The organism is uncultured Draconibacterium sp. (genome assembly GCF_913060805.1).
Classification (GTDB): domain Bacteria; phylum Bacteroidota; class Bacteroidia; order Bacteroidales; family Prolixibacteraceae; genus Draconibacterium.
The window spans coordinates 313,861-334,967 of record NZ_CAJXTC010000001.1 but is presented as its reverse complement, the minus strand read 5'-3'; the positions used below and the strand labels follow the sequence as shown (position 1 = coordinate 334,967).

Annotated in this window: 17 protein-coding genes; 7 read left to right on the top strand and 10 right to left on the bottom strand. The window is 40.7% G+C overall.

The features are described from left to right. Positions 1 to 1,224: NADH:ubiquinone reductase (Na(+)-transporting) subunit F (gene nqrF / locus QZ576_RS01305; protein WP_297093583.1), on the top strand; the 1,224-nt coding region annotated here is incomplete at its 5' end. 821 nt (positions 1,225 to 2,045) lie between these two features. On the opposite strand, the gene QZ576_RS01300 is transcribed toward nqrF, so the two are convergent. Continuing rightward, positions 2,046 to 2,777, bottom strand: coding sequence for a hypothetical protein (locus QZ576_RS01300; protein ID WP_297093582.1), 732 nt, complete (start codon positions 2,775 to 2,777; stop codon positions 2,046 to 2,048). A 269-nt stretch (positions 2,778 to 3,046) separates the two neighbouring features. Between QZ576_RS01300 and QZ576_RS01295 the strand changes: the two genes are divergently transcribed. The 3 genes from QZ576_RS01295 (at position 3,047) to QZ576_RS01285 (ending at position 5,489) form a co-directional block, all read left to right on the top strand. Further along, entirely contained in the window at positions 3,047 to 3,811 is a 765-nt protein-coding gene (locus tag QZ576_RS01295; RefSeq protein WP_297093581.1) for a hypothetical protein, read from the top strand. 167 nt (positions 3,812 to 3,978) lie between these two features. Continuing rightward, positions 3,979 to 4,170, top strand: a complete 192-nt coding sequence (locus tag QZ576_RS01290; protein ID WP_297091906.1) for a cold-shock protein — start codon at positions 3,979 to 3,981, stop codon at positions 4,168 to 4,170. Between the two features lie 143 nt (positions 4,171 to 4,313). Continuing rightward, the gene (locus tag QZ576_RS01285) at positions 4,314 to 5,489 is read left to right on the top strand and encodes an AraC family transcriptional regulator (protein WP_297093580.1); all 1,176 of its coding nucleotides are present in this window, start codon (positions 4,314 to 4,316) and stop codon (positions 5,487 to 5,489) included. Positions 5,490 to 5,716: 227 nt separating this feature from the next. On the opposite strand, the gene QZ576_RS01280 is transcribed toward QZ576_RS01285, so the two are convergent. Next, the gene (locus tag QZ576_RS01280) at positions 5,717 to 6,895 is read right to left on the bottom strand and encodes a DUF5009 domain-containing protein (protein WP_297093579.1); all 1,179 of its coding nucleotides are present in this window, start codon (positions 6,893 to 6,895) and stop codon (positions 5,717 to 5,719) included. A gap of 157 nt (positions 6,896 to 7,052) precedes the next feature. On the opposite strand from QZ576_RS01280, the gene QZ576_RS01275 reads away from it, so the two are divergent. Further along, entirely contained in the window at positions 7,053 to 8,114 is a 1,062-nt protein-coding gene (locus QZ576_RS01275; RefSeq protein WP_297093578.1) for a CNNM domain-containing protein, read from the top strand. A 14-nt stretch (positions 8,115 to 8,128) separates the two neighbouring features. Here QZ576_RS01275 and QZ576_RS01270 read toward each other — a convergent pair whose 3' ends face one another. The 6 genes from QZ576_RS01270 to QZ576_RS01245 form a co-directional block, all read right to left on the bottom strand. Next, a complete protein-coding gene (locus tag QZ576_RS01270; protein ID WP_297093577.1) occupies positions 8,129 to 10,585 on the bottom strand; it encodes a DUF5686 and carboxypeptidase-like regulatory domain-containing protein in 2,457 nt (818 codons plus the stop codon). A 329-nt stretch (positions 10,586 to 10,914) separates the two neighbouring features. Next, the gene (locus QZ576_RS01265; RefSeq protein ID WP_297093576.1) at positions 10,915 to 12,567 is read right to left on the bottom strand and encodes a diphosphate--fructose-6-phosphate 1-phosphotransferase; all 1,653 of its coding nucleotides are present in this window, start codon (positions 12,565 to 12,567) and stop codon (positions 10,915 to 10,917) included. Positions 12,568 to 13,410: 843 nt separating this feature from the next. Further along, positions 13,411 to 13,623 (bottom strand): zinc ribbon domain-containing protein, encoded by a 213-nt coding sequence (locus QZ576_RS01260; RefSeq protein ID WP_297093575.1) that lies wholly within the window; start codon positions 13,621 to 13,623, stop codon positions 13,411 to 13,413. Between the two features lie 341 nt (positions 13,624 to 13,964). Continuing rightward, on the bottom strand, positions 13,965 to 14,138 hold the full coding sequence (locus tag QZ576_RS01255) for an Arc family DNA-binding protein (RefSeq protein WP_297093574.1): 174 nt from the start codon (positions 14,136 to 14,138) through the stop codon (positions 13,965 to 13,967). Position 14,139: 1 nt separating this feature from the next. Beyond that, entirely contained in the window at positions 14,140 to 14,664 is a 525-nt protein-coding gene (locus tag QZ576_RS01250; protein ID WP_297093573.1) for a hypothetical protein, read from the bottom strand. A gap of 5 nt (positions 14,665 to 14,669) precedes the next feature. Further along, a complete protein-coding gene (locus tag QZ576_RS01245) occupies positions 14,670 to 15,518 on the bottom strand; it encodes an SPFH domain-containing protein (protein ID WP_297093572.1) in 849 nt (282 codons plus the stop codon). Positions 15,519 to 15,942: 424 nt separating this feature from the next. Here QZ576_RS01245 and nhaA point away from each other — a divergent pair, with 424 nt between their 5' ends. Continuing rightward, positions 15,943 to 17,256 (top strand): Na+/H+ antiporter NhaA, encoded by a 1,314-nt coding sequence (gene nhaA / locus QZ576_RS01240; RefSeq protein ID WP_297093571.1) that lies wholly within the window; start codon positions 15,943 to 15,945, stop codon positions 17,254 to 17,256. A gap of 36 nt (positions 17,257 to 17,292) precedes the next feature. Here the strand turns inward: nhaA and QZ576_RS01235 are convergent, their stop codons facing one another. Next, on the bottom strand, positions 17,293 to 17,481 hold the full coding sequence (locus QZ576_RS01235; RefSeq protein WP_297093570.1) for a hypothetical protein: 189 nt from the start codon (positions 17,479 to 17,481) through the stop codon (positions 17,293 to 17,295). 56 nt (positions 17,482 to 17,537) lie between these two features. Continuing rightward, positions 17,538 to 18,131 (bottom strand): sigma-70 family RNA polymerase sigma factor, encoded by a 594-nt coding sequence (locus tag QZ576_RS01230; protein ID WP_297093569.1) that lies wholly within the window; start codon positions 18,129 to 18,131, stop codon positions 17,538 to 17,540. Between the two features lie 160 nt (positions 18,132 to 18,291). Between QZ576_RS01230 and uvrA the strand changes: the two genes are divergently transcribed. Next, on the top strand, positions 18,292 to 21,090 hold the full coding sequence (uvrA, locus tag QZ576_RS01225) for an excinuclease ABC subunit UvrA (RefSeq protein ID WP_297093568.1): 2,799 nt from the start codon (positions 18,292 to 18,294) through the stop codon (positions 21,088 to 21,090). The last annotated feature ends 17 nt before the right edge of the window (positions 21,091 to 21,107 follow it).

Here is a 21,107-nt window from a genome sequence, read left to right as displayed (position 1 = left end):
TTCTTCCTGAGTGTAATTATTCTGTTGGTGGCCTTACTTTTGTTCGCCAAAAAGAAACTTACGCCATCAGGAAGTGTTAAGCTTAGCATTAACGAAGGCGACCTGGAAATTGAAACTGAACCCGGAAGTACACTGTTATCGACACTTGGTAACAACAAAATTCTTCTTCCATCGGCATGTGGTGGTGGTGGAACTTGTGCAATGTGTCGTTGCCAGGTTGTAGAAGGTGGCGGCTCAATTCTGCCTACCGAAACCGGTTACTTTACCCGTAAAGAGCAAAACGACAACTGGCGTTTGGCTTGTCAGGTAAAAGTAAAAGAAGACATGGGAATTAAAATTCCACAAGAAGTACTTGGTGTTAAAAAGTGGGAATGCGAAGTGGTATCGAACCACAACGTGGCTACTTTCATCAAAGAATTTGTGGTTAAACTACCTGAAGGCGAAACGCTTGATTTCAAATCGGGTGGATATATTCAGATCGATGTTCCTAAAATCGACGTAGACTTTAAGGACATGGACATTGAAGAAGAATACCGCGAAGAGTGGGAAAAATTCGGCATGTTCGACCTGAAAATGAAAAACCCGGAACCTACATTCCGTGCTTACTCAATGGCTAACCACCCTGCCGAAGGTAACATTGTAATGTTGAATATTCGTATTGCAACTCCACCGTTCGACCGTGTAAGCAATGGCTTTAAAAAGGTAAATCCAGGTATTTGTTCATCATACATCTTTAACCTGAAACCGGGCGACAAAGTAACTGTATCGGGTCCTTACGGAGAATTCTTCCTGAAAGACAACGACAGCGAAATGATGTTCGTAGGTGGTGGTGCAGGTATGGCGCCAATGCGCTCGCACTTATTCCACTTATTCCACACCATCAAAGAATCGAAAAAGAAAGTTACTTTCTGGTACGGAGCACGTTCTTGGAAAGAAGTTTTCTACTACGATCAATTCAGAGATATCGAGAAGAACTTCCCGAATTTCGAATTCCATTTGGCGTTAGACCGTCCGGATCCTGAAGCCGATAAACTGGGCATTAAATACAAAACAGGATTCGTTCACCAGGTAATTCACGACAACTACCTGAGTCAGCATGAAGAACCGGAAGAAATCGATTTCTACATGTGTGGACCACCAATGATGAACGACGCCGTTCAGAAAATGCTTTACGATTTAGGCGTTCCGGACGAAAACGTACTGTTCGACGACTTTGGATCGTAACACTCCTCTCCCGATAAATCGGGATCTCCCCTAAAGGGGAAACAAATCGAAGTTATTAAACTTAGATATTTCAAAGCCACTTCTCTTTTTTGGGGAGTGGCTTTTTTAATGCGCTGCCCCTACAATGGTTTCACGCAGATTACGCAGATTTCCGCAGAACAACTTTCACTTTCTTCTGCCCCTCGTTTGCAACGAGGGGCTAGAATTTTGTCGTTTGTAACGACAGCAAATTATGCATTAAAAATGCAAAAACAGTTTACCCTTCGTTACAAACGAGGGATTGTTGCGTTCTTCAAACATTTAACTGAAATCACAACCGGCTCCCCTCAAGAGGGGAGCTCCCGACAGGGTGAGCGGTAATGCATTTTCCTTACCCTTTTGTTCCCGACGTAAAGTACGGGATTTCGCTAGCTCAACTGTCGACATTTTCCCTAAAAAGGGAAAACAGTTTTGATGTTGGGCTACAAATAATTGAAAGAGCCGAGCATTCCGGCATGAATCTGGAACGTTCCATATTCATTGTGGACAAGTCCAGCATCATCGTGGACTGTTCCAGAACCGTCATGGACAAGTCCGGAATCATTGTGGAATGATCCAGAGCCGTCATGGACAAGTCCGGAATCATTGTGGAATGATCCAGAGCCATTCCGGACAAGTCCGGAGCCATTATGGACAAGGAAATAATGATGCGGGATTAATCCGGCACAATCATGGATTAGGAAATTATTATCATGGAGCGTTCCGGCATAGCTGTGGACAAACAGAATCGTTGACTGGTAAAGCCGCCCCTGGTATTAAATGAGGCATCCGGCAATTAAAACCTATAATTGGATTGTTTGACTTACCACTCCCCTGTTACGGTAGCGGGTAGAATATTCAGCAGTAATGGTAACGGTTCCGCTGGTTTGCGAAATCACTATTTCACCTACATCATTTCTTGTCTGCAGGGCTTTCATCTTTTGGGGCATATATTTACCTTCAAGCAAATCGCCGATGTAAAAATCAACATTATCATAGGCATCACTTAATTGGGCCTGAATTAAATACCCGGTAGCAACGCGGTGTTTTGTAAGTATTAGTCTGGGCTCTTCGATCTCTTTCCCCGATTCGGTGTATTCTTTTAACCCAACGGCGCGTAATCCGTCTTTGTACTTGTATTCGGCCTGCAATGTTCCATCGCGGTGATAACGTTTACAAGTGCCGTGCAGCTCGTCTTCTTCGTATGGTTGCTCTTTCCAAACCTGTGGTTTGCTATCCAACGATGCCTGGTAATAAGTGTAGGCAACGCCCTGTTTTTTGCCGGCAATATACGGGATGGTTGAGTATAAACTTCCGTGCAGGTAATACCGCTTCTGCACACCGTGTTTTATTGCTGTTCCTTTAACAACCGATATTTCGTATTCAATCTGCTCTGAATTACGAAAAGGGCGCTGTACGATTTCCAAACCGCTGCTTTCTTCACTGGCATTCTCCGCTGCCTCTTTTTTCGGTTCCGAATTACAGGCAACAAGAAATAACAGCGCGGCAGACAAACAGTAAATCCATCGTTTCATAACAGCGGTTTTGAGTTTTATAGTTATTAAAGATAGTCTTTCATTCCTTTATTAAAACATAATACGGCAATATTCTCAAACATCTTAGTTAATGGTTGTTCGACGTCTATTTCCCGTCCTCTGATATACGCTGAATTTACAGGCATAGTTTTTAAAATTCGGAAAACCCTGCCCCCGAAATTACGTACACAAAAACGAAATATACGTTCAGAAAACCATTGTTCTTTTTTTGCATGATTTCCTGTCGTTAAACTTAAAAAGATATCGTCATGGAAAAACATTACTACCTCGTAGCCACTCCCGAATCGTTGATCGTTTCACATTTAAGTCCTTTCGAATTTGGTAATTATATGGCCGTTGGAACAAAGAAAAACCTACGCTCGCAATCGGTATTTTTCGAGATCGATCCGAACAAAACCGAATTGCCGGAGGATTACGTGAACAAAAAACTCATTCCGTACGAAAACGGCGAACCAAAACGTTCGGTGTATCTTTCTATATACCGCGTTTTCGAAACTATTCCGCTGGATGCCCTTCTGAAACTTTACCTGGTAACCGACGATGGCAAAGTGTTGGAGATTTCCGACAGCGAATACCAACCATCGGAGAAAAAAGATATTCACCTGTACCAGCAATACAATCCATTCTCAACGATGGTGGCGAGTAAACTAAGCCCTCCTGAGTTCATCAAATTTTTAACCGATACCACAAAACCGGTTTCGGTACCTAAATTATTCTTTGTTGAACTTCAGCTAAACGACCTGGCCAACGACCCGCTGCTTCCGATAAAAAATTTACCGTACCGAAATCCGGCACACCTGAGGGAATGTTTGATCAAACTACACCAGTCGGACGAAAGACTGACCAAAACGGTTTTGCGTGTGCGACAAAGCGAACTCCCCTACCGAACTATTGAAGATGGATTTTTTATTGGCGAAAACGAGCACTTCAAATTTTATCCTTTTCCTGATCAACATGCACTTGAAAGCACTTATTTCTCGTGGTGGAGATCAGCATTGGAACAACATTTTTAATCTTTTGAGCTTTCTGTTTGAGGAAATTAGGTAACGAAAACCCGATTCCGACTATATTTTAACGTATTTGATGAACGGAATACTATTAAAAAGTTAACACCAAAAATTTATGTTATTTATTTCAAAAAATTATCGTAGCTTGCGCCCATAATTTTTTTAAGAATAAAATGAATAAAGGAACAGTAAAATTCTTTAACGACACCAAAGGTTTTGGTTTCATTAAAGATGCAGAATCAACAAAAGAGTATTTCGTTCACGTAAGTGGATGTAAAGATGAAATTCAAGAAAACGACGAAGTAACTTTTGATCTTGAAGAAGGCCGCAAAGGTCTTAACGCAGTAAATGTAAAACTTGTATAGTTATTATATTGCTTTGATGAAAAGTTCGGTTTCCGCCGGACTTTTTTTATGCCCTGTTGTTAACAGTTTTATTTTCGCAGCACCCTAAAAACACATTAAAAGGTATTTTTCTTATTTTTGTTTAGCTATAAACAATTAACAAAATGCCCGACATTACAATATGGAATCTCTTATTACTTGCTGAGATTGGTTTCGGCATAGTTCTACTGCTGTTTCTGCTGCGAGTGAGTTTCAAACTCAACTGGTATTTACCTCTGGCGGTTTATGTGCTGTTGGTAATTGTCGACTGTTTCTCCGAATTTTTATTACAAACCGGGTTAATTGTAAAAATCCCCCACCTTTTATACATCAACGAACCGCTAAACATTCTGGTTGGCCCAATGATTTATTTATATGCGCGAAGCCAGGAATTTCAGCGCTTAAAGTTTATAAAATCCGACATCCTTTTTTTAGGCCCGTTCGTTGTAAGTTTATTGGTTTACATCCCCACTTTTGCCATGTCGGCACAAGATAAAATTATTGAATTTCAAAACTTTGGCGACCTGGAATCCGATGTCGAGAATTTTGTTTGGGAATGGATTTTTCTGGTCAGCGTAAATTTCACGTTCTTTTCGGGGGCACTGCAACGTTTTAAGAATTTTAACGAGAAGATTAAAATTATCTATTCCGACATATCGAAAACTGATTTTCACCTTACTCAGCTGATTATAAAACTCTGCATGACCATTTACGTGGTTGAATTAGTCTCTGTGTTTCTTACCTATTACGAATTACCGTTCAACTTCGTGCTTTACAACATTTACGACGTGGTGCAGCTGGTAACACTGGTTGTTATCGGGTTCGACGCACTGACTTCGTACAAACATTCTGCAGCCATAAAAAAAGGCTGGCTGAAACTTCATATGGAAGACGGCAACAGCATTATTGAGCCAATTAAATATGCTTCGTCGGCACTGACTTCCGAGCAGTCGGAAAAACTAAAAGCAAAGTTGGTTGAATACATGGAAAAACACGAGCCTTATTTAAATTCGCAGTTGCGTATAAAAGATCTTGCTGCTGAAACAAAAATTAGCAGCCACCAGATTTCGCAGATATTGAACCAATCGTTTCACCAAAACTTTTTCGAATTTGTAAATAGTTACCGCATCAAAAAAGCGATATCACTGATTGAAGATCCGGCAAATGCCTCACTAACCATAACGGCAATTGGTTTCGAAGCCGGTTTTAACTCCAAAACTACCTTTTACGAGGCCTTCAAAAAAGCAAAAGGTACCACACCGGCAAAATACTTAGCAAGTAAAAGAAACTCATCAAATTAAGTTTCAGATTTTATAAACCCGAACTCTAAATTCACAATTTTTGGTTCAGTTTTATAACTCCGAACGCCTGATTGAACGTATCAACGTATTTTTGAGAAACAAGAAAGCGAAATTACTCTGTTCAGGAAAACAGCGTATTCTCCTTCCTAAAAAAAGTTTCCCTCTTAATCCGTTTTCCGATTTTGGAAAACGGATTTTTTATTTTAGGACTCATCGTAGCAGGAAACTTATAAACGAAGTCGAATTCCAATTCTGGCCAACAGCGCAGCAAATCCGATCATTGCCAATGCCCACAACACCGATCCCAAAATAACAACTCCAGCCATTTCCGACTGTTTGTAGATCAATACCGGTATTCCGCTTAACCACATCGAGTAGTATAAAATATCAGGGGCAAGATATGTTGTTAATGAGTTTTGCCCGGCAGGCTTAAATACAACAGTCCATTTGGTGAGCTTGAATAAATCGATAACGATGTAAAGAACTACAAATACCAGCACACTAATTCCGTTACAAATCATCGCCCAACTTGGGGTTCCCTGAATTTTTGAGATAATGAACCACTGACGCAAAATAAATCCGGCTATGAGCAAAACAACACCGATAATCACACTTGTTTTGATTAGCTTTTGATAATCGGCAAAACCAATCCGCCGGATTAAAACACTAAAGAACAAGCCTGCCAAAACAATCGACGGCGTGTTCCCGCTTAGCAGCACGCCAAAAACAGGTTTCACCGGGTTTAAGAAGTCCAGCAGATTTAATTGCGATAGAATATTCAGTACAAAAAACAAGGCCCAAAAAGCGGCAATTTGCAATAGATTGTCCTTAACCAGCAGGTAAACCAACGAAGCGGCCAAGTAGCCCCAGCCAATTAATCCGAGTATTCCCCACCAGCTGGTATGCAACCAACTTACGGCTTCTGCTGTACCCGATTTAAAAATTGCTGCCAGAATAATCAAGCCGGCTATTCCGGTTCCTTTCAACAGATATACCAACCAGGGCTGCATATTCTTGTAATTGTTCCAAACCAGGAAAATGCAGACATAAACCAGAATCGCCCACAAATTTTTCGGCAATCCCGTTAATTCCGGATTTAAACGGGAAACGTTTACCATTAACACACCAATAATTAGCAAGCTAACCGTTCGAAGCAAAATATGGTAAAGAATAGTAAGGTTGGCGTGCCCCTTTTTAATTCTGCTTTGTACGGCAAACGGCACTGCCATTCCCACCATAAAAAGAAAGCCGGGAAAAACCCAGTCGGCAAGTCCCATTCCGTCGAAATCGGCCGTTGTATGCCCCAGCCATGCAGGAACTCCGGGCATGTACAAATCGTTTACAAAAAGCATGAGAAAAAGCGTTAAACCACGCATTATATCAATCGACAGGATTCGTTGTTTCATAAGATTCGATTTAGTTGTTTTGCAAGAATAGCAAAATAAGCAGATTCCCCATGAGACAAAACTCATATTCTTCAAATAAATGGATTACGCACCAAACTTCGAGCTATTTAATTCCCGATTATTTTTCTATTTTCGTATAAAACATTGTTATAGTTATATGGCGATACTACTCTTTTTCTTTTTCGTATCAATACTTTTCTCGTTTCTATGTTCCGTTTGGGAAGCCGTTTTGCTCAGCATCACACCTTCGTATGTTAGCCGAATGCAAATGGAAAAGCCGGGATTGGGAAAACGCTTGAGTTATTTAAAAGACGATATCGACCGCCCGTTATCGGCCATTTTAACGCTAAATACAATTGCACACACCGTTGGAGCCATTGGAGTTGGAGTACAAGCCGGCAAACTCTTCGGAACGGCCAAAATAAACCTCTTTATATTCGAGGCTACATACGAGTCGCTCATCGCAGGTTTAATGACGCTGGCCATTCTCATTCTTTCTGAAATTATACCAAAAACCATTGGAGCTACTTACTGGAAAAATCTAACACCGTTTACTGTGCGCTCGTTAAAAGGTTTGATGATTGTTCTTGCTCCGTTTGTTTGGTTAAGCAAATGGGTAACGCACCTGATAAAAAAAGAGGGTGAAAAAAGTGTATTGAACCGTGCCGATGTTGCCGCAATGGCCGATGCCGGTTTAAAAAGCGGTGCTATCGACAAAGAAGAAAAATCGATCATTCAAAACCTGCTGCGTCTAGAAAACATGGAGGTGAAAGATATTATGACGCCTCGCAGTGTGGTGTTCACACTGGATGAAAACCAAACGCTGGGAGAAATATTTAAGAACTACAATCCATTCCAGTTTTCGCGTATTCCGGTGTACGACGAGAACTCGGACAACTTTACGGGCTTTATTTTAAAAGATGCTATTCTGGAAAATATTGCCGCCGACAAACACAGCCGCCAGGCAGTAGAAATTCGCCGGAAAATATTTTTTGTTGAAGACAGCCTTTCGGTTGCCGGGTTACTCGATAAATTGATCCTTGAAAAACAACACATGACAATGGTTGCCGACGAGTTTGGAACCGTTGTAGGCCTTGTTACCATGGAAGATGTAATTGAGACGCTTTTTGGTCTGGAAATCATCGACGAATCGGACAAAGTTGCCGACTTGCAGAAACTGGCTCGCGAGCGTTGGAAAAGGGCTAATAATCAGAAATAGAAATTTTCGTTTTTCTAGAAGCTCATTTCTGCCCTGAATCGTATTCCGCTGTTGTCGGTAAAACTTCTATCCATGTAAGTTCCACCCAACTGGTGAATATATTCTACACGCAGCACCTTAAAAATATTTGTGATTCCTAACCCGAGCTCAGCATACGGAGCCGTTAAATCCTGCGAAAATGCTTCGGGCAGATCGAATATTGGTTTGTACGAACTCGTTCTGTCGCCATAGTGTGCTTTTAACGAAACCATTTCACGTAATTTCAAGTGTTTGATCAATGGCAATTTGTTAAAGATAATTCCACCGCCAACCCAGTCGAGGTGAACGTTGGTATATACGTTGTGGGCAAACGATGCCTGGTGCAACAGGTTAAAGCGGTATTTGGCAAAACCAAGCGATTGCGAACCAACCGGCATGTCAAGCAAATCGTAAGGAGCATCGCCAAACAAATAACCACCGTTAACCATGTAGCGCATAAATGTTGGGCCCCAGTTTACTTTTCCAACTACAGATCCATGAAAATGCGAATACATACCAAAATCAGGTGTGTTATCGCCCGGCACATAGGCCTGACCAATATCCCAGCTTAAGTTTATAACCGGTGTTTGGTCGATATAATACACACGCATAAAATAATACTGGTCGTAATACTGGCCAAACGCCAAACGTGCGTTAAACAGTGCTCCATATGCCGAATAATGGTTATAATCAACACCATTATTCACGTAATGAATAGATGGCGTGCTATGATTGGAAGAAAAATAAGCACCTCCCTCAAGAATTACATTATCGGTATTATACTCCAGATTCACGTGTGCCTTTTTCTCCTGTTGTAAGTACGGGTTCTCCTCGCGCGAAGTAATTGCAGCAATAAAGTTTCCGTTACCCCTTGTATTTGGATTTTTCTTAATAAACCTCAGGTATTTATCCTGCGAAACCAGGTTATAGTCGTCGGAATAATTACCGCGCAAAATAAACTTATCATCTTGTGTTAATTGCCAGCCAAAATTCAGACCGTATTTTAGCTCCTTATTTCGGGTACCATAACCTAAAAAGCCACCAACAGTAAAACGTTCCCACATTTTTTCGCCGGTTCGGAAAGGCAACGAAAAGCGCTGCCCTTCGATGGCGTTGGTACTGTAAATATCGAATACCGGCCCCAGCTCAATTTTTCCCAAATCGACATAACTGGTAAGCACCATTCCGCCAATGGCGTCGATACCTTTAACCACCTGGTTTTCCTTCAACTTGTCAACGCGTTCGTATGTTCCGTCCGACATCAGGCTGGTTGCAAATTCGGGTTGCGACCGCCAGTTATAACCACGTATTTGATTCAAATGCTCGGAAGTGGAATACTGCGTTATTTTATTTACCATCCAGTTTCCGCTCGAAATCTGGTCGATACGTTGCGAACCATACCTCGACACGGTATCTTTATTCAGCATCAACGACAAATTCAAACTGATCTGCTGGTTATCGTAAAACCAGGTTCCGTCTTCGTCTTTCTTGTATTGTACATTCGATCGGTAGCCATTTACAAAGTTAATGTTGGCTTCCTCCTGCACATAAGCGTAAATACTGGTTAGCGCAAAGTTTTTGCCCTCAACAGTAAATCGTCCGGTAAACAAAGGATTAAACTTATTTTTTGGAGTGAACGAGAAATTATAATGCCAAACGCTATCAATACGCGTACTGTCGTTTAGGTAAAGATCGTAGTGCAAACGTGCCGAGTTGCTTAACGGAGACACGATACCACGCCCCAAAATATTAATCTGGTCTTTGTAAAAATCAAGGTCGATCACCACATTCAACAGAATCAAACTTTCAATGGTTTGATTAAGTTTTGGGAAAATACCATCCTTTTTATTGTAGACAATACTGTCTTTTCTGTTGCTTGTTAGAGTTCCCAACTCGGCCATGTATATTGGCGAAAACCGAATATCGCGGTCATCCAGTTTCATGGTCACCTCGTTCATATTCGGAATAATGCGGTTTACCTTCGATGTACTATCGATGGCCATATAAACAGAAGTGCGCTCGAAAGCCTTGTAATCGTTGTAGTTTTCAACCTTATCGCGGTTCTCCTTTTTGTGCTCCATTATTTTTCGATACAGCACTTTGGCACGCGATTCTTCGGGTCTTACTTTAATCTCGCTAATTTGCTGAACATCGGGCTCCAAATAAATTTTAAGCGGCATTTCCAGCTGAGCCGATACTTCTAACTCCTGTTTTTGGTAACCCACCGAAGAAAAACTGATGTCGTCGCCCAAGGATGCAGACAAAATAAAATGTCCGTCGATATCGGTCATGGTTCCACGCGTAGTTCCTTTCACCCAAACATTTACAAACGGAATGGGCTCATTAGTAGCCTTATCGTATACATTTCCTGATATTTCGGTGGCTTCATCCGAGGCATGAGAAATAAATGCGAACAGTAAAAAGAGTATTGTTAATCTGATCTTGTTTTCCATAATAAATTAGCAATTGCCTCATTTATCATACTGTATGGCTAATTAACAGCTAAGATAAAGAGAATCAATTGACTGTGTTTTCTTTTCTCAAATAAATATTTTCATTTATCTGAGATAATTGTTTTCGTGGCGATTTTACATATTTAAATACTTAGCGAAAGTAATTAAGATCACTATTCGAAAAATTATTATCACCAAATATCGTGCAATATTTTAACTTTTATTAAGAACCGTTCTAAAATCCTTTTGTTGACGAATGGAGGGCAAATAAAAAACCTCCCCGATTAACTCAGGGAGGTTTTTACTATTTCGTTGTTTAAAGCAGCTGTTTACGCTTGCTCCAATTTTAATGTTTCTGTAGTTTGGTCGCAAACCTCGGTTGGACCGAAATACTGGATAGGACCAGGATAAACGAACTCAGTTCCTGTTGCCCACTCGCCACGTTTTGTAACGAAGAATTTGTATGGAGCGCCATCCAACTCAACCAGTGCTTTTTGAATTACCGGTTTCATGTGTCCGTGACGTTTTTCCATATTCATCATCATAGTTACAGGTACACCACCTGCAATCCACTCATCGGCAGCTGCAGTTGTGTTACGTACCGATGCCATATAACCGGTTTTTCCTTCTGAAATAAGAACAGAAGCAGTGTAACCCAATGAGTAACAGTAGTCAGCGTCGAAGTTTGATGGAGCTGCACAACGTCCTTCGTAACCGAAGAAGTGGTATTGAGTTCCGAATTTTCCTAAGAATTCACCGGCTTCTGTCATTTCATCCAAACGGGTTTTAACCATTTCACCCAACAGTTTTTCAGTTTCGATTAACGATACCTGAACGTTTCCGTGTGGGTCGCGATCTAAAGTTAACTGAGTAGCAATTCCTGATGGCAATGAACTGAATACGTTTGACGAAGTTTCAGTAAGTTGACCGGCCACCCACTCGTTACGGTGACTTTTCTTCAACATTTTGAATTCTTTCTCTGTATCGGTTCCTTCAGCAAGAAGGTCGTTCAATTCCGAGATCAATGTTTTCATTTCAGGAATGAATTCGATCAAACCTTCAGGAATAAGGGCAACACCAAAGTTGTTTCCGTCGGCTGCACGGTTGGCAACAATACCCGCCATGTAATCTACAACCTCGCCCAAAGTTTGTTTTTTCTCAGCAACTTCTTCCGAAATCAACGTAATGTTTGGCTGAGTTTTCAAAGCACACTCTAAACCAATGTGCGACGCTGAACGTCCCATCAGTTTAATAAAGTGCCAGTATTTTTTTGCTGAGTTGGCATCACGTTGGATGTTACCAATCAACTCTGAATATACTTTTGTAGCAGTGTCGAAACCAAACGAAGTCTCGATCATTTCGTTTTTCAAGTCACCATCAATTGTTTTCGGACAACCGATTACCTGAACACCGGCATCGATTTTTGCGTAGTACTCGGCCAAAACACAAGCGTTTGTGTTTGAATCGTCACCACCAATAATTACAAGCGCGTTAAGGCTAAGATCTTTGGCAATTTCCAAACCTTTGTCGAACTGAGCTTCTTCTTCCAGTTTTGTACGGCCCGAACCGATAATATCGAAACCACCCGTGTTACGGTACTCGTCGATAATATCAGCAGTAAGTTCCATGTATTTGTGGTCTACCAATCCGCCAGGACCACCCAAGAAACCATACAATTTGCTATCAGGATGGATATTCTTGATACCATCGAAAATTCCTGAAATTACGTTGTGTCCGCCCGGAGCCTGACCTCCTGAAAGGATTACACCAACGTTTACAGGTTGTCTTTCGGTAGCTGCATCGGCAGCTTCGAAAGAAATTAACGGCATTCCGTATGTATTCGGAAATAATTCTGCAATGTCTTTTTGGTCGGCAACCGATTCGGTTTTTGCACCTTCAACCAATTTTACGTCGCCTTTTAACGATTTAGGAAGTTTAGGCTGATATTTAGCCCTTTCTTTTTGTAATGCGCTAATACTCATGTCTGTTTATTTTTTAGCCGGAAATTGAAAACAATCGTCCGGAACAAAACTTTAACCGGGTTAACCGGCTCCAGTAATTATTAATTATTGATTTCTAATTTTTTAAGCAGACCAAAAATAAGGGAATTTGTGATGAAAACCTATGTTGAAAATATAGGATGAAGTGATTTAAAGTAAAGTTAAAAGGGAATTGATAAATTACCATCTCCCATATCGATAATAGAGCTTAAATAGAATTACCTTCGAATAACATTGCGAAATGAAATCAGCAACAACCATCATAGTTTCTTAACCCTATCGGGTGGATTTTACTTTTTGTCTTGAGACAATAAGTAAACAAAAAACTCAAGGCTGCGCCCGCTTCCCTCGGAAAAACTACGCAATGCCAGCTAAAATTCCTGAAACTCGTCGTGCCTCCTCAAACATCAGTAATTTTTTAACACTGACACTGCTTGTTTTCCGGCTCACCGGCCGAGGCCGAAGCTTCGATCGACTTCACCGCAATACTTAGCTTCCATAAGTGGACCGGCCTCTTTTGGGCTTTGCGCGGAGTTGAAATAAAACCTTAATGAGAGCGGGAAGCTCCGAGGGATCGAGGAGATCACCCGTCCGAATTTAGGTTTTATAAAAACGGAGAGTGAAGCTCAAAAGCAGCCTTGATTTTTTTTCATCGTTTTTGCATCAAGGCAAAAATGGTGGCCTCCGGCAGGAATAATTATGTCTTGTCTTTTGCTAAAGAAAGTTTGACTGAACTTACATTTAGTACGCTTGAGATAAGACCATAAAAAAACCTGCTCCTTTTTCAGGAACAGGTTTTTTCATCTAAACCAAATTCAGTGTGGTTTACGACGATGTAAGGAAATCGAGAATACTACCGGCGGTACTTCCTCTTCCGGCTTTGTACAATTCGGTATAACCACATCGTTTACACGAAATGGCTATAAACTTACGGTTTTGAATGTCAAAAAATCGTGTAAAACCGGAGCCGGTCGTTCTGATTGCGTCTTCTTCGTATTCCCAACTACTGCATTTGGGACAACTGAAATGTTTTTTCATGGTTTTCTGTTTTTGAATTGTTTTCAGTTTATCAGTATTAACGTGTCAAATAAATTACTAACTGAATCGAAAAAAGTACAATCGCGATAACAAGTACCATAATAAACCTTTTTTGAGTTGAGGTTAATTTGGTCTTGCGCTTTTTTTTATTGCTTTCTTTCAAATAATCATATTTTCCCATTTCTCTTGTTTTTAATCTTTTCCCGAAATGTTATTTCTTTAACTGCATCACTACCTGAAGAATAAAACCACTGATGACCAATGCCATTACAATTACGGTTATTATTTCCCGTACCATTTTCAGTTTAGTTTTCTTTATTTCTTTCTTCGCTTTTAAATAATCATACCTTCCCATCGTCTGAACCTTTCTTTAAACGTTTTGCATCCTTTAAGGCCTTATGTATTATCCATTCCATTTGCCCGTTTATACTCCTGAAATCATCGGCCGCCCATTTTTCAACGGCTTCCATCATTTCCGGACTCACGCGCAACACAAACGATTTTTTCTTCGCCATTCTAATCCTCCTTTTCCATCAATTTTTGCATGGCATGCTCCAGGGCTTGTTGTTTTTGTGTACCGATCAGGAATCGTTTCCCGCTCTTCATATACAGCTGCAACCCGATTCGCCCCGATACGGTCCATGCACTACCTTTTCGTAAACGACGTTTTATGCCGCGACCTCCGTATTCTCTTTTCGGGTGATATTGCCGGATCTCGTACTTTTCAATTTCCGACGGATCGATATCTTTCCATTTTCGCACCAGTGGCGGAAAACAAACGGAAAGTTTATCGGCCGTAACTTTTGTTTTTAGTTTTGCTCGAAACATTAATACAAAAACTACCACCATTACCAGAACCGTTACACCGGTTACAACCAATCCTCCCGGAGTCATCGGGTTATCGTCGGGCGGATTTTCAGCCGTCAGAAAATAGATTCCCCGAAAGAACGGAATGGCAGCAGCCGATACGGCAACCAGCATCAACAGCCACAGCCATCTTTTATCAAACTCCTGCTCTTCTTTAAAAAGAAGCTTTTTCATGGTGTTTACTGATAAAGTGATCCGGTATTCACCACAGGCGTTGCATCTTTATCGCCACACAATACAACCATTAAATTACTTACCATAGTTGCCTTTTTATCTTCGTCAAGCTCAACAATACTTTTTTCGCTAAGCTCGTCAAGTGCCATTTCTACCATGCTTACTGCTCCTTCAACAATTTTGTAACGGGCAGCAACAATTGCGGTAGCCTGCTGGCGTTTCAACATGGCCTGTGCAATTTCCTGTGCATAGGCAATGTGGTTAATTCGCGCCTCAATTACATGAATACCGGCAATCTCCAGTCGTTCAATAATTTCGGCTTCGAGTCTTTCGTTCACTTCCTCGGTACCGTCGCGCAATGTAACTTTTGCATTTTCATCTTCAATGTTGTCGTACGGATACATACCCGCAAGTTTTCTTAGCGCTGCCTCGCTTTGTACCACAACAAAATGTTCAAACTCATCAACACCGAAAGCAGCCCGATAAGTTTCTTCTACTTTCCAAACCAGAACCAAACCGATCATAATCGGGTTACCCAGTTTGTCGTTCACTTTAATAGGTTCGCTGTCGAAATTTCGTGCACGAAGCGAGATTTTCTTGCGCACATAAAAAGGATTCACCCAGTAAAAACCGTTGGTTTTAATCGTGCCTTTGTACGCACCAAATAAAACCATTACACAACTTTGGTTGGGATCGACCACGGTAAAACCAATGGCAACAAGAATAAATACCGGTATTAACACAATTGCCGGAACAATCATACCACGCATAAAACCGAAAATGATAACGACCATTAAAATGAGTTCCAGAAACAGGAACATGTAGCCAGATAAAGCTGAATGTTGTTTTTCCATGACATTAATTATTTAGTATTTTGATATTATTTTGATATCACTAAAGTATTACATTTATTTTTAATACACAATAGTGTATTTGTGTTTTAAATCATATTATCAAAAAAAGGAAGGTTGGATATCATATTCCCAAATTCCATCATTTATAAAAGAATAATTTCAATTGCAATCACCCGGTATATTCCATATATTCTTCCGGCTTCCAACTGCTGCTAATATGCAGACATGGTAGTATTAAAAGCTTAGTTTGCATTCTCCTGAACCTTATTCAGGTTGTTAATAATTTGTGAACAGTAAGGGCTAAAACAGAGAGAAACATGACTTTTTCTTATTTTGCTGCCGTCTGAAATTATTATATTTAAAATTTAAGAATAGGCATTAAACAAACAAATGCATTTTACGTTCCAATAAAAAAAATATCAGAATGAATTTTATAAAAGATCCTATTAACCGTTTTATTAGGCTTGAGACCTCAAGTAGTATAGTTTTATTTTCGGCTTCCATTGCGGCCTTAATTCTTGCAAACTCAGGTTTAAGTGACGCATTTTTGGGCTTCTGGAAAAATTATATAACGATTAGCCTTCCAGGATTTGAACTTTCAAAACCGGTATTAAAGTGGATAAACGATGGATTAATGGCCATTTTCTTTTTTGTCATTGGTCTTGAAATAAAACGCGAGGTATTAATTGGTGAATTAAGCGATCTTAAGAAAGCGTCGTTACCCATTGTTGCAGCGCTTGGAGGAATGGTTTTCCCAGCTCTTCTTTTTGTAGCCTTAAATCAAGGAAAACCAGGAATGGAAGGATGGGGAATCCCTATGGCTACCGATATCGCATTTTCTCTTGGTATTTTAACCTTGCTGGGCAAGCGCGTGCCGGTGGGTTTAAAGATATTTTTAATGGCTTTTGCAATTATCGACGATCTTGGCGCCGTATTAGTAATTGCTTTCTTTTACAGCTCGAAATTAATTTGGGCCAACATTGCAATTGGATTAGCCATCGTTGCACTTCTTGCTGTTCTGTCGCGATTTAAACTTTATTCGAAATATTTCTTCTTTATTGCCGGAGTTGTAGTTTGGGTTTTATTCCTGAAATCGGGTATTCACGCAACAATTGCAGGGGTATTGTTGGCACTTACCATTCCTATTCAGAGACATATTAAAAGCACCACTTTTTATGACAAAGGAAAAGATATCCTTGACGGGTTCCTCGATGAATGCAAAAAGGAAGGCAAAGACAAAACAATTCTTAACCATCATCAACTTGATGCTATTGACGAGATGGAGGAGCTTACCGAACAAACAGCTTCACCACTGCAATTTCTTGAACACCGTCTGCACGGGTGGGTAGCCTTTATAATTTTACCATTATTTGCTTTTGCAAATGCCGGGGTGGTTTTTAGTTTTTCGGGCGATACCAACACAACACTGGCAACTAACATTGGGCTTAGCCTGATAATTGGAAAATTTGTGGGAATATTTCTGATTTCGTTCCTGGCAATAAAATTCAAAGTTTCAGAACTACCCAAAAATGTAAATTTCATGAGTTTAGCCGGCGTATCATTTCTTGGCGGGCTAGGATTTACCATGTCGTTGTTTATTAACAACCTGGCATTTACTGATGACGTTCTTATTGATTCAGCAAAAATTGGAATTCTACTCGGATCCTTCGTTGCAGGATTGTTAGGATATTTGCTGCTACGATTTTCAGCAAGCAAAAAAAATCCTTCGGCTAATTAGCCGAAGGATTTTTTAATCTGAATACTTTCTAATTTTTTAATTTAAAATCATTTCTACATATCCTGTTTCCTCTGTTTCTAGCGCTTCGTAGCATCGGGCGAAATCCAGGATATTTTGTACCGACCTTTCTGATGGTTCGTAATCCATCTCTGCTGTTTCTTTTTCAACCTTACGTTGATTGTTGTTTACAAAATAAAATAAAGTAGAATAATCTATCATAGGCATTTTAATTATTTTCTCTTAAAACGCCGGTATCTACCCTATTATTGTGTTAACAATAGTTAAAAAGCAGTGAGGTTCAATTTCTTTTCTTCCACAAGTTTCCTCAGGTTTATTAAAGCATAACGCATCCGGCCCAAAGCCGTGTTAATACTCACCTCGGTTTGTTCGGCTATTTCCTTAAAACTGAGGCCCATATAGTGGCGCATATAAATTACCTGCTGCTGATCTTCGGGCAACTCTTTTACAAGGTGCTTTACTTCGCTCAAAATTTGCGAATAAACCATTTGGTCCTCAATGGTTTCTTCCGAAAACTTTTGCGAATTGAAGATGTCAACATCGGAGCTGTCGTTAGAAATCGTCCCCTGCAGTTTTTCTTTCCTGAAGTGGTCGATAATCAGATTATGCGCTATCCGAAGCACCCAGGAAACAAATTTACCGTTTTCGACATACTTACCGCGTTTTAGCGAGCGTATGACTTTGATAAACGTATCCTGAAAGATATCTTCTGCTAAATCCTGGTTCTTGACAATCAACAAAATATACGAGTATACTCTGCTTTTATGTCGAACTATTAAAATCTCAAGTGATTCATGATCGCCTTGAATAAATCGTTGAACGAGTTCATTATCGTTCAGTTTGTCGAGTCTGAACATTACCTTCTATTTATGTGTAAACAAAAAGTAAAGTTTATCTATAGGCGTTCAATTTTTAGTGTAGTAAAACTATTATTCTAATTTTGTATCGTTCAAAAATGAAACATTTTACCGACAAAAGCAAGTTTTTCTAACGTTTTATCGAATTTTATTAAAAATTATGTCGAATAGCAAAAATGCTAAATACATTGAGATTCAGAACGCAAGGGTTCATAATCTAAAAAATATAAGCTTAAAAATTCCCCGAAATAAATTTATTGTGGTTACCGGAGTTTCGGGTTCAGGGAAGTCATCACTGGCTTTCGATACACTTTTTGCCGAAGGTCAACGCCGTTATGTAGAAAGTCTGTCGTCGTATGCCCGTCAGTTTTTGGGGCGTATAAATAAGCCTGAAGTTGACTTTATTAACGGAATTCCGCCGGCAATTGCCATCGAGCAAAAGGTAAACACCCGAAATCCGCGCTCAACAGTAGGTACATCAACCGAGATCTACGATTACCTGAAGTTACTTTACGCGCGCATCGGCAAAACCATTTCTCCGGTATCGGGACAGGAAGTTTCGCGAAACAGCGTAACCGATGTTGTGGATTACATCAATGGTTTTGATGAAGGAACGCGCCTGATTATTGTTGCGCCTTTAAAAGCTAAAAACGGACGCACCATTCTGCAGGAAGTTGAATTGCTGATGCAACAAGGATTTTCGCGCATCGAAACCAACGACGAAATAAAACGTATCGACGAGCTGGTAAAAGCAGATAGCGATGATTTTTGCAACGATAGCTGCAACCTGGTTATCGACCGCGCTGCCGTGAAACACGACGAAGACACTCAAAGCCGACTGGCCGACTCGGTGCAAACAGCTTTTTACGAAGGACACGGCGAATGTCTGGTTAAGATTTATACGAAGGAAGGTACGGAATCGAAGAGTTTTTCGAACCGTTTTGAAGCCGATGGAATTGAATTTGAAGAGCCAACGGTTCACATGTTTAGTTTCAATAATCCGGTTGGCGCCTGCCCTACTTGCGAAGGCTACGGGAAAGTTATCGGTATCGACGAGGACCTTGTAATTCCGAATAAGTCGCTTTCAATATACCAGGATGCCATTGCCTGCTGGAAAGGCGAAAAAATGAGCAAGTGGAAAAATGAATTGATCTATTCAGCTGAAAAATTTGATTTCCCGATACACAAGCCATTTTACGAGTTGAGTGAGGAACAGAAATTCCTGATCTGGACCGGGAATCAATATTTCGATGGTTTAAACCAGTTTTTCAAACACCTTGAAGAAGGCAGCTACAAAATACAGTACCGCGTAATGTTATCGCGCTACCGCGGAAAAACGGTTTGCCCCGAGTGTAAAGGAAGCCGTTTGAGAAGAGAAGCCGGCTATGTTAAAGTAGCTGATAAATCGCTTCAGGAACTGGTTTTAATGCCCGTTTCCGAACTGAAGGAGTTCTTCCTGAATATGAAATTGAGCGACCATGAAAAGGCGGTTGCCAAACGCATCCTTATCGAGATCAACAATCGTTTGGAATTTCTTGACGACGTAGGTTTGGGCTATCTTACACTTAACCGCTTATCGTCAACGTTATCGGGTGGTGAATCGCAGCGGATAAACCTGGCAACCTCGCTTGGAAGTAGTTTGGTGGGGTCGCTGTATATTTTGGATGAGCCCAGTATCGGCCTACATTCGCGAGATACCGAAAAACTGATTAAAGTATTACGCCGACTGCAAAAAATTGGAAATACAGTACTGGTTGTTGAGCACGACGAGGAAATTATTCGTGCTGCCGACGAGGTAATAGATATTGGCCCAATGGCGGGACAACACGGTGGAGAAGTTGTTTTTCAGGGCACACACACCGACCTGGTTAAAAATCCTCAAAGTCTGACCACAAAATACCTGACGGGCATTGAAGATATACCTGTTCCTGCTCAACGCCGAAAATGGACCAATTCCATACAAGTGGTTGGCGCGCGCGAGAACAACCTGAAAAATGTTACCGTTAAATTTCCGCTGAACACCTTAACGGTAATTACCGGAGTTAGTGGGTCAGGAAAGTCTTCGCTTATTTCGAAGATCCTCACTCCTGCCCTCACTAAAATTCTGGGCGGCTATGGTGAAAAAACCGGTCATCACGATGCGATTTTAGGAGATTACAAAATGATCAATGCCATTGAGTTCATCGATCAAAATCCGATTGGAAAATCATCGCGCTCGAATCCTGTTACCTACCTGAAAGCCTACGACGAAATCAGGAAATTACTGTCGGAACAGCAGGCTGCCAAAATACAGGGATTAAAACCATCCCACTTTTCGTTTAATGTTGACGGTGGCCGTTGCGACGAATGCCAGGGTGAAGGAACCATTAAAGTGGAGATGCAGTTTTTGGCTGATGTTTACCTGCTTTGCGAAAGCTGCAGCGGAAAACGTTTTAAAGAAGATATTTTAGATGTAAAATACAAAGACCTTAGTGTTGATGACATTCTGAATCTGACCGTAAACGCAGCCATCGAACTCTTTAAACAAGGTAAAAGTTCAACCGAAAAGAAAATTACCAAACGTCTGCAACCTTTGCAGGATGTTGGTTTGGGTTACATAAAACTCGGACAGGCATCGAGCACATTATCGGGTGGTGAAAGTCAGCGTGTAAAACTGGCCTCTTTCCTGGCAAAGGAAAAAGATTCGCCAACGCTGTTTATTTTCGATGAGCCAACAACGGGGCTGCATTTCCACGATATCCGCAAGCTGCTTGATTCGTTTAATGCACTTATTTCGCGTGGTCATTCAATACTGATCATTGAGCACAACATGGATGTAATTAAATCGGCCGACTGGATTATCGATCTTGGGCCAGAAGGTGGAGATCAAGGAGGAAATCTTGTATTTGAAGGTACTCCAGAAGATCTGATCAAGGAGAAAAATTCGTATACCGGAGAAGCTTTAAAAGAGAAATTATAAAAAAAGAGCCGCCTCAA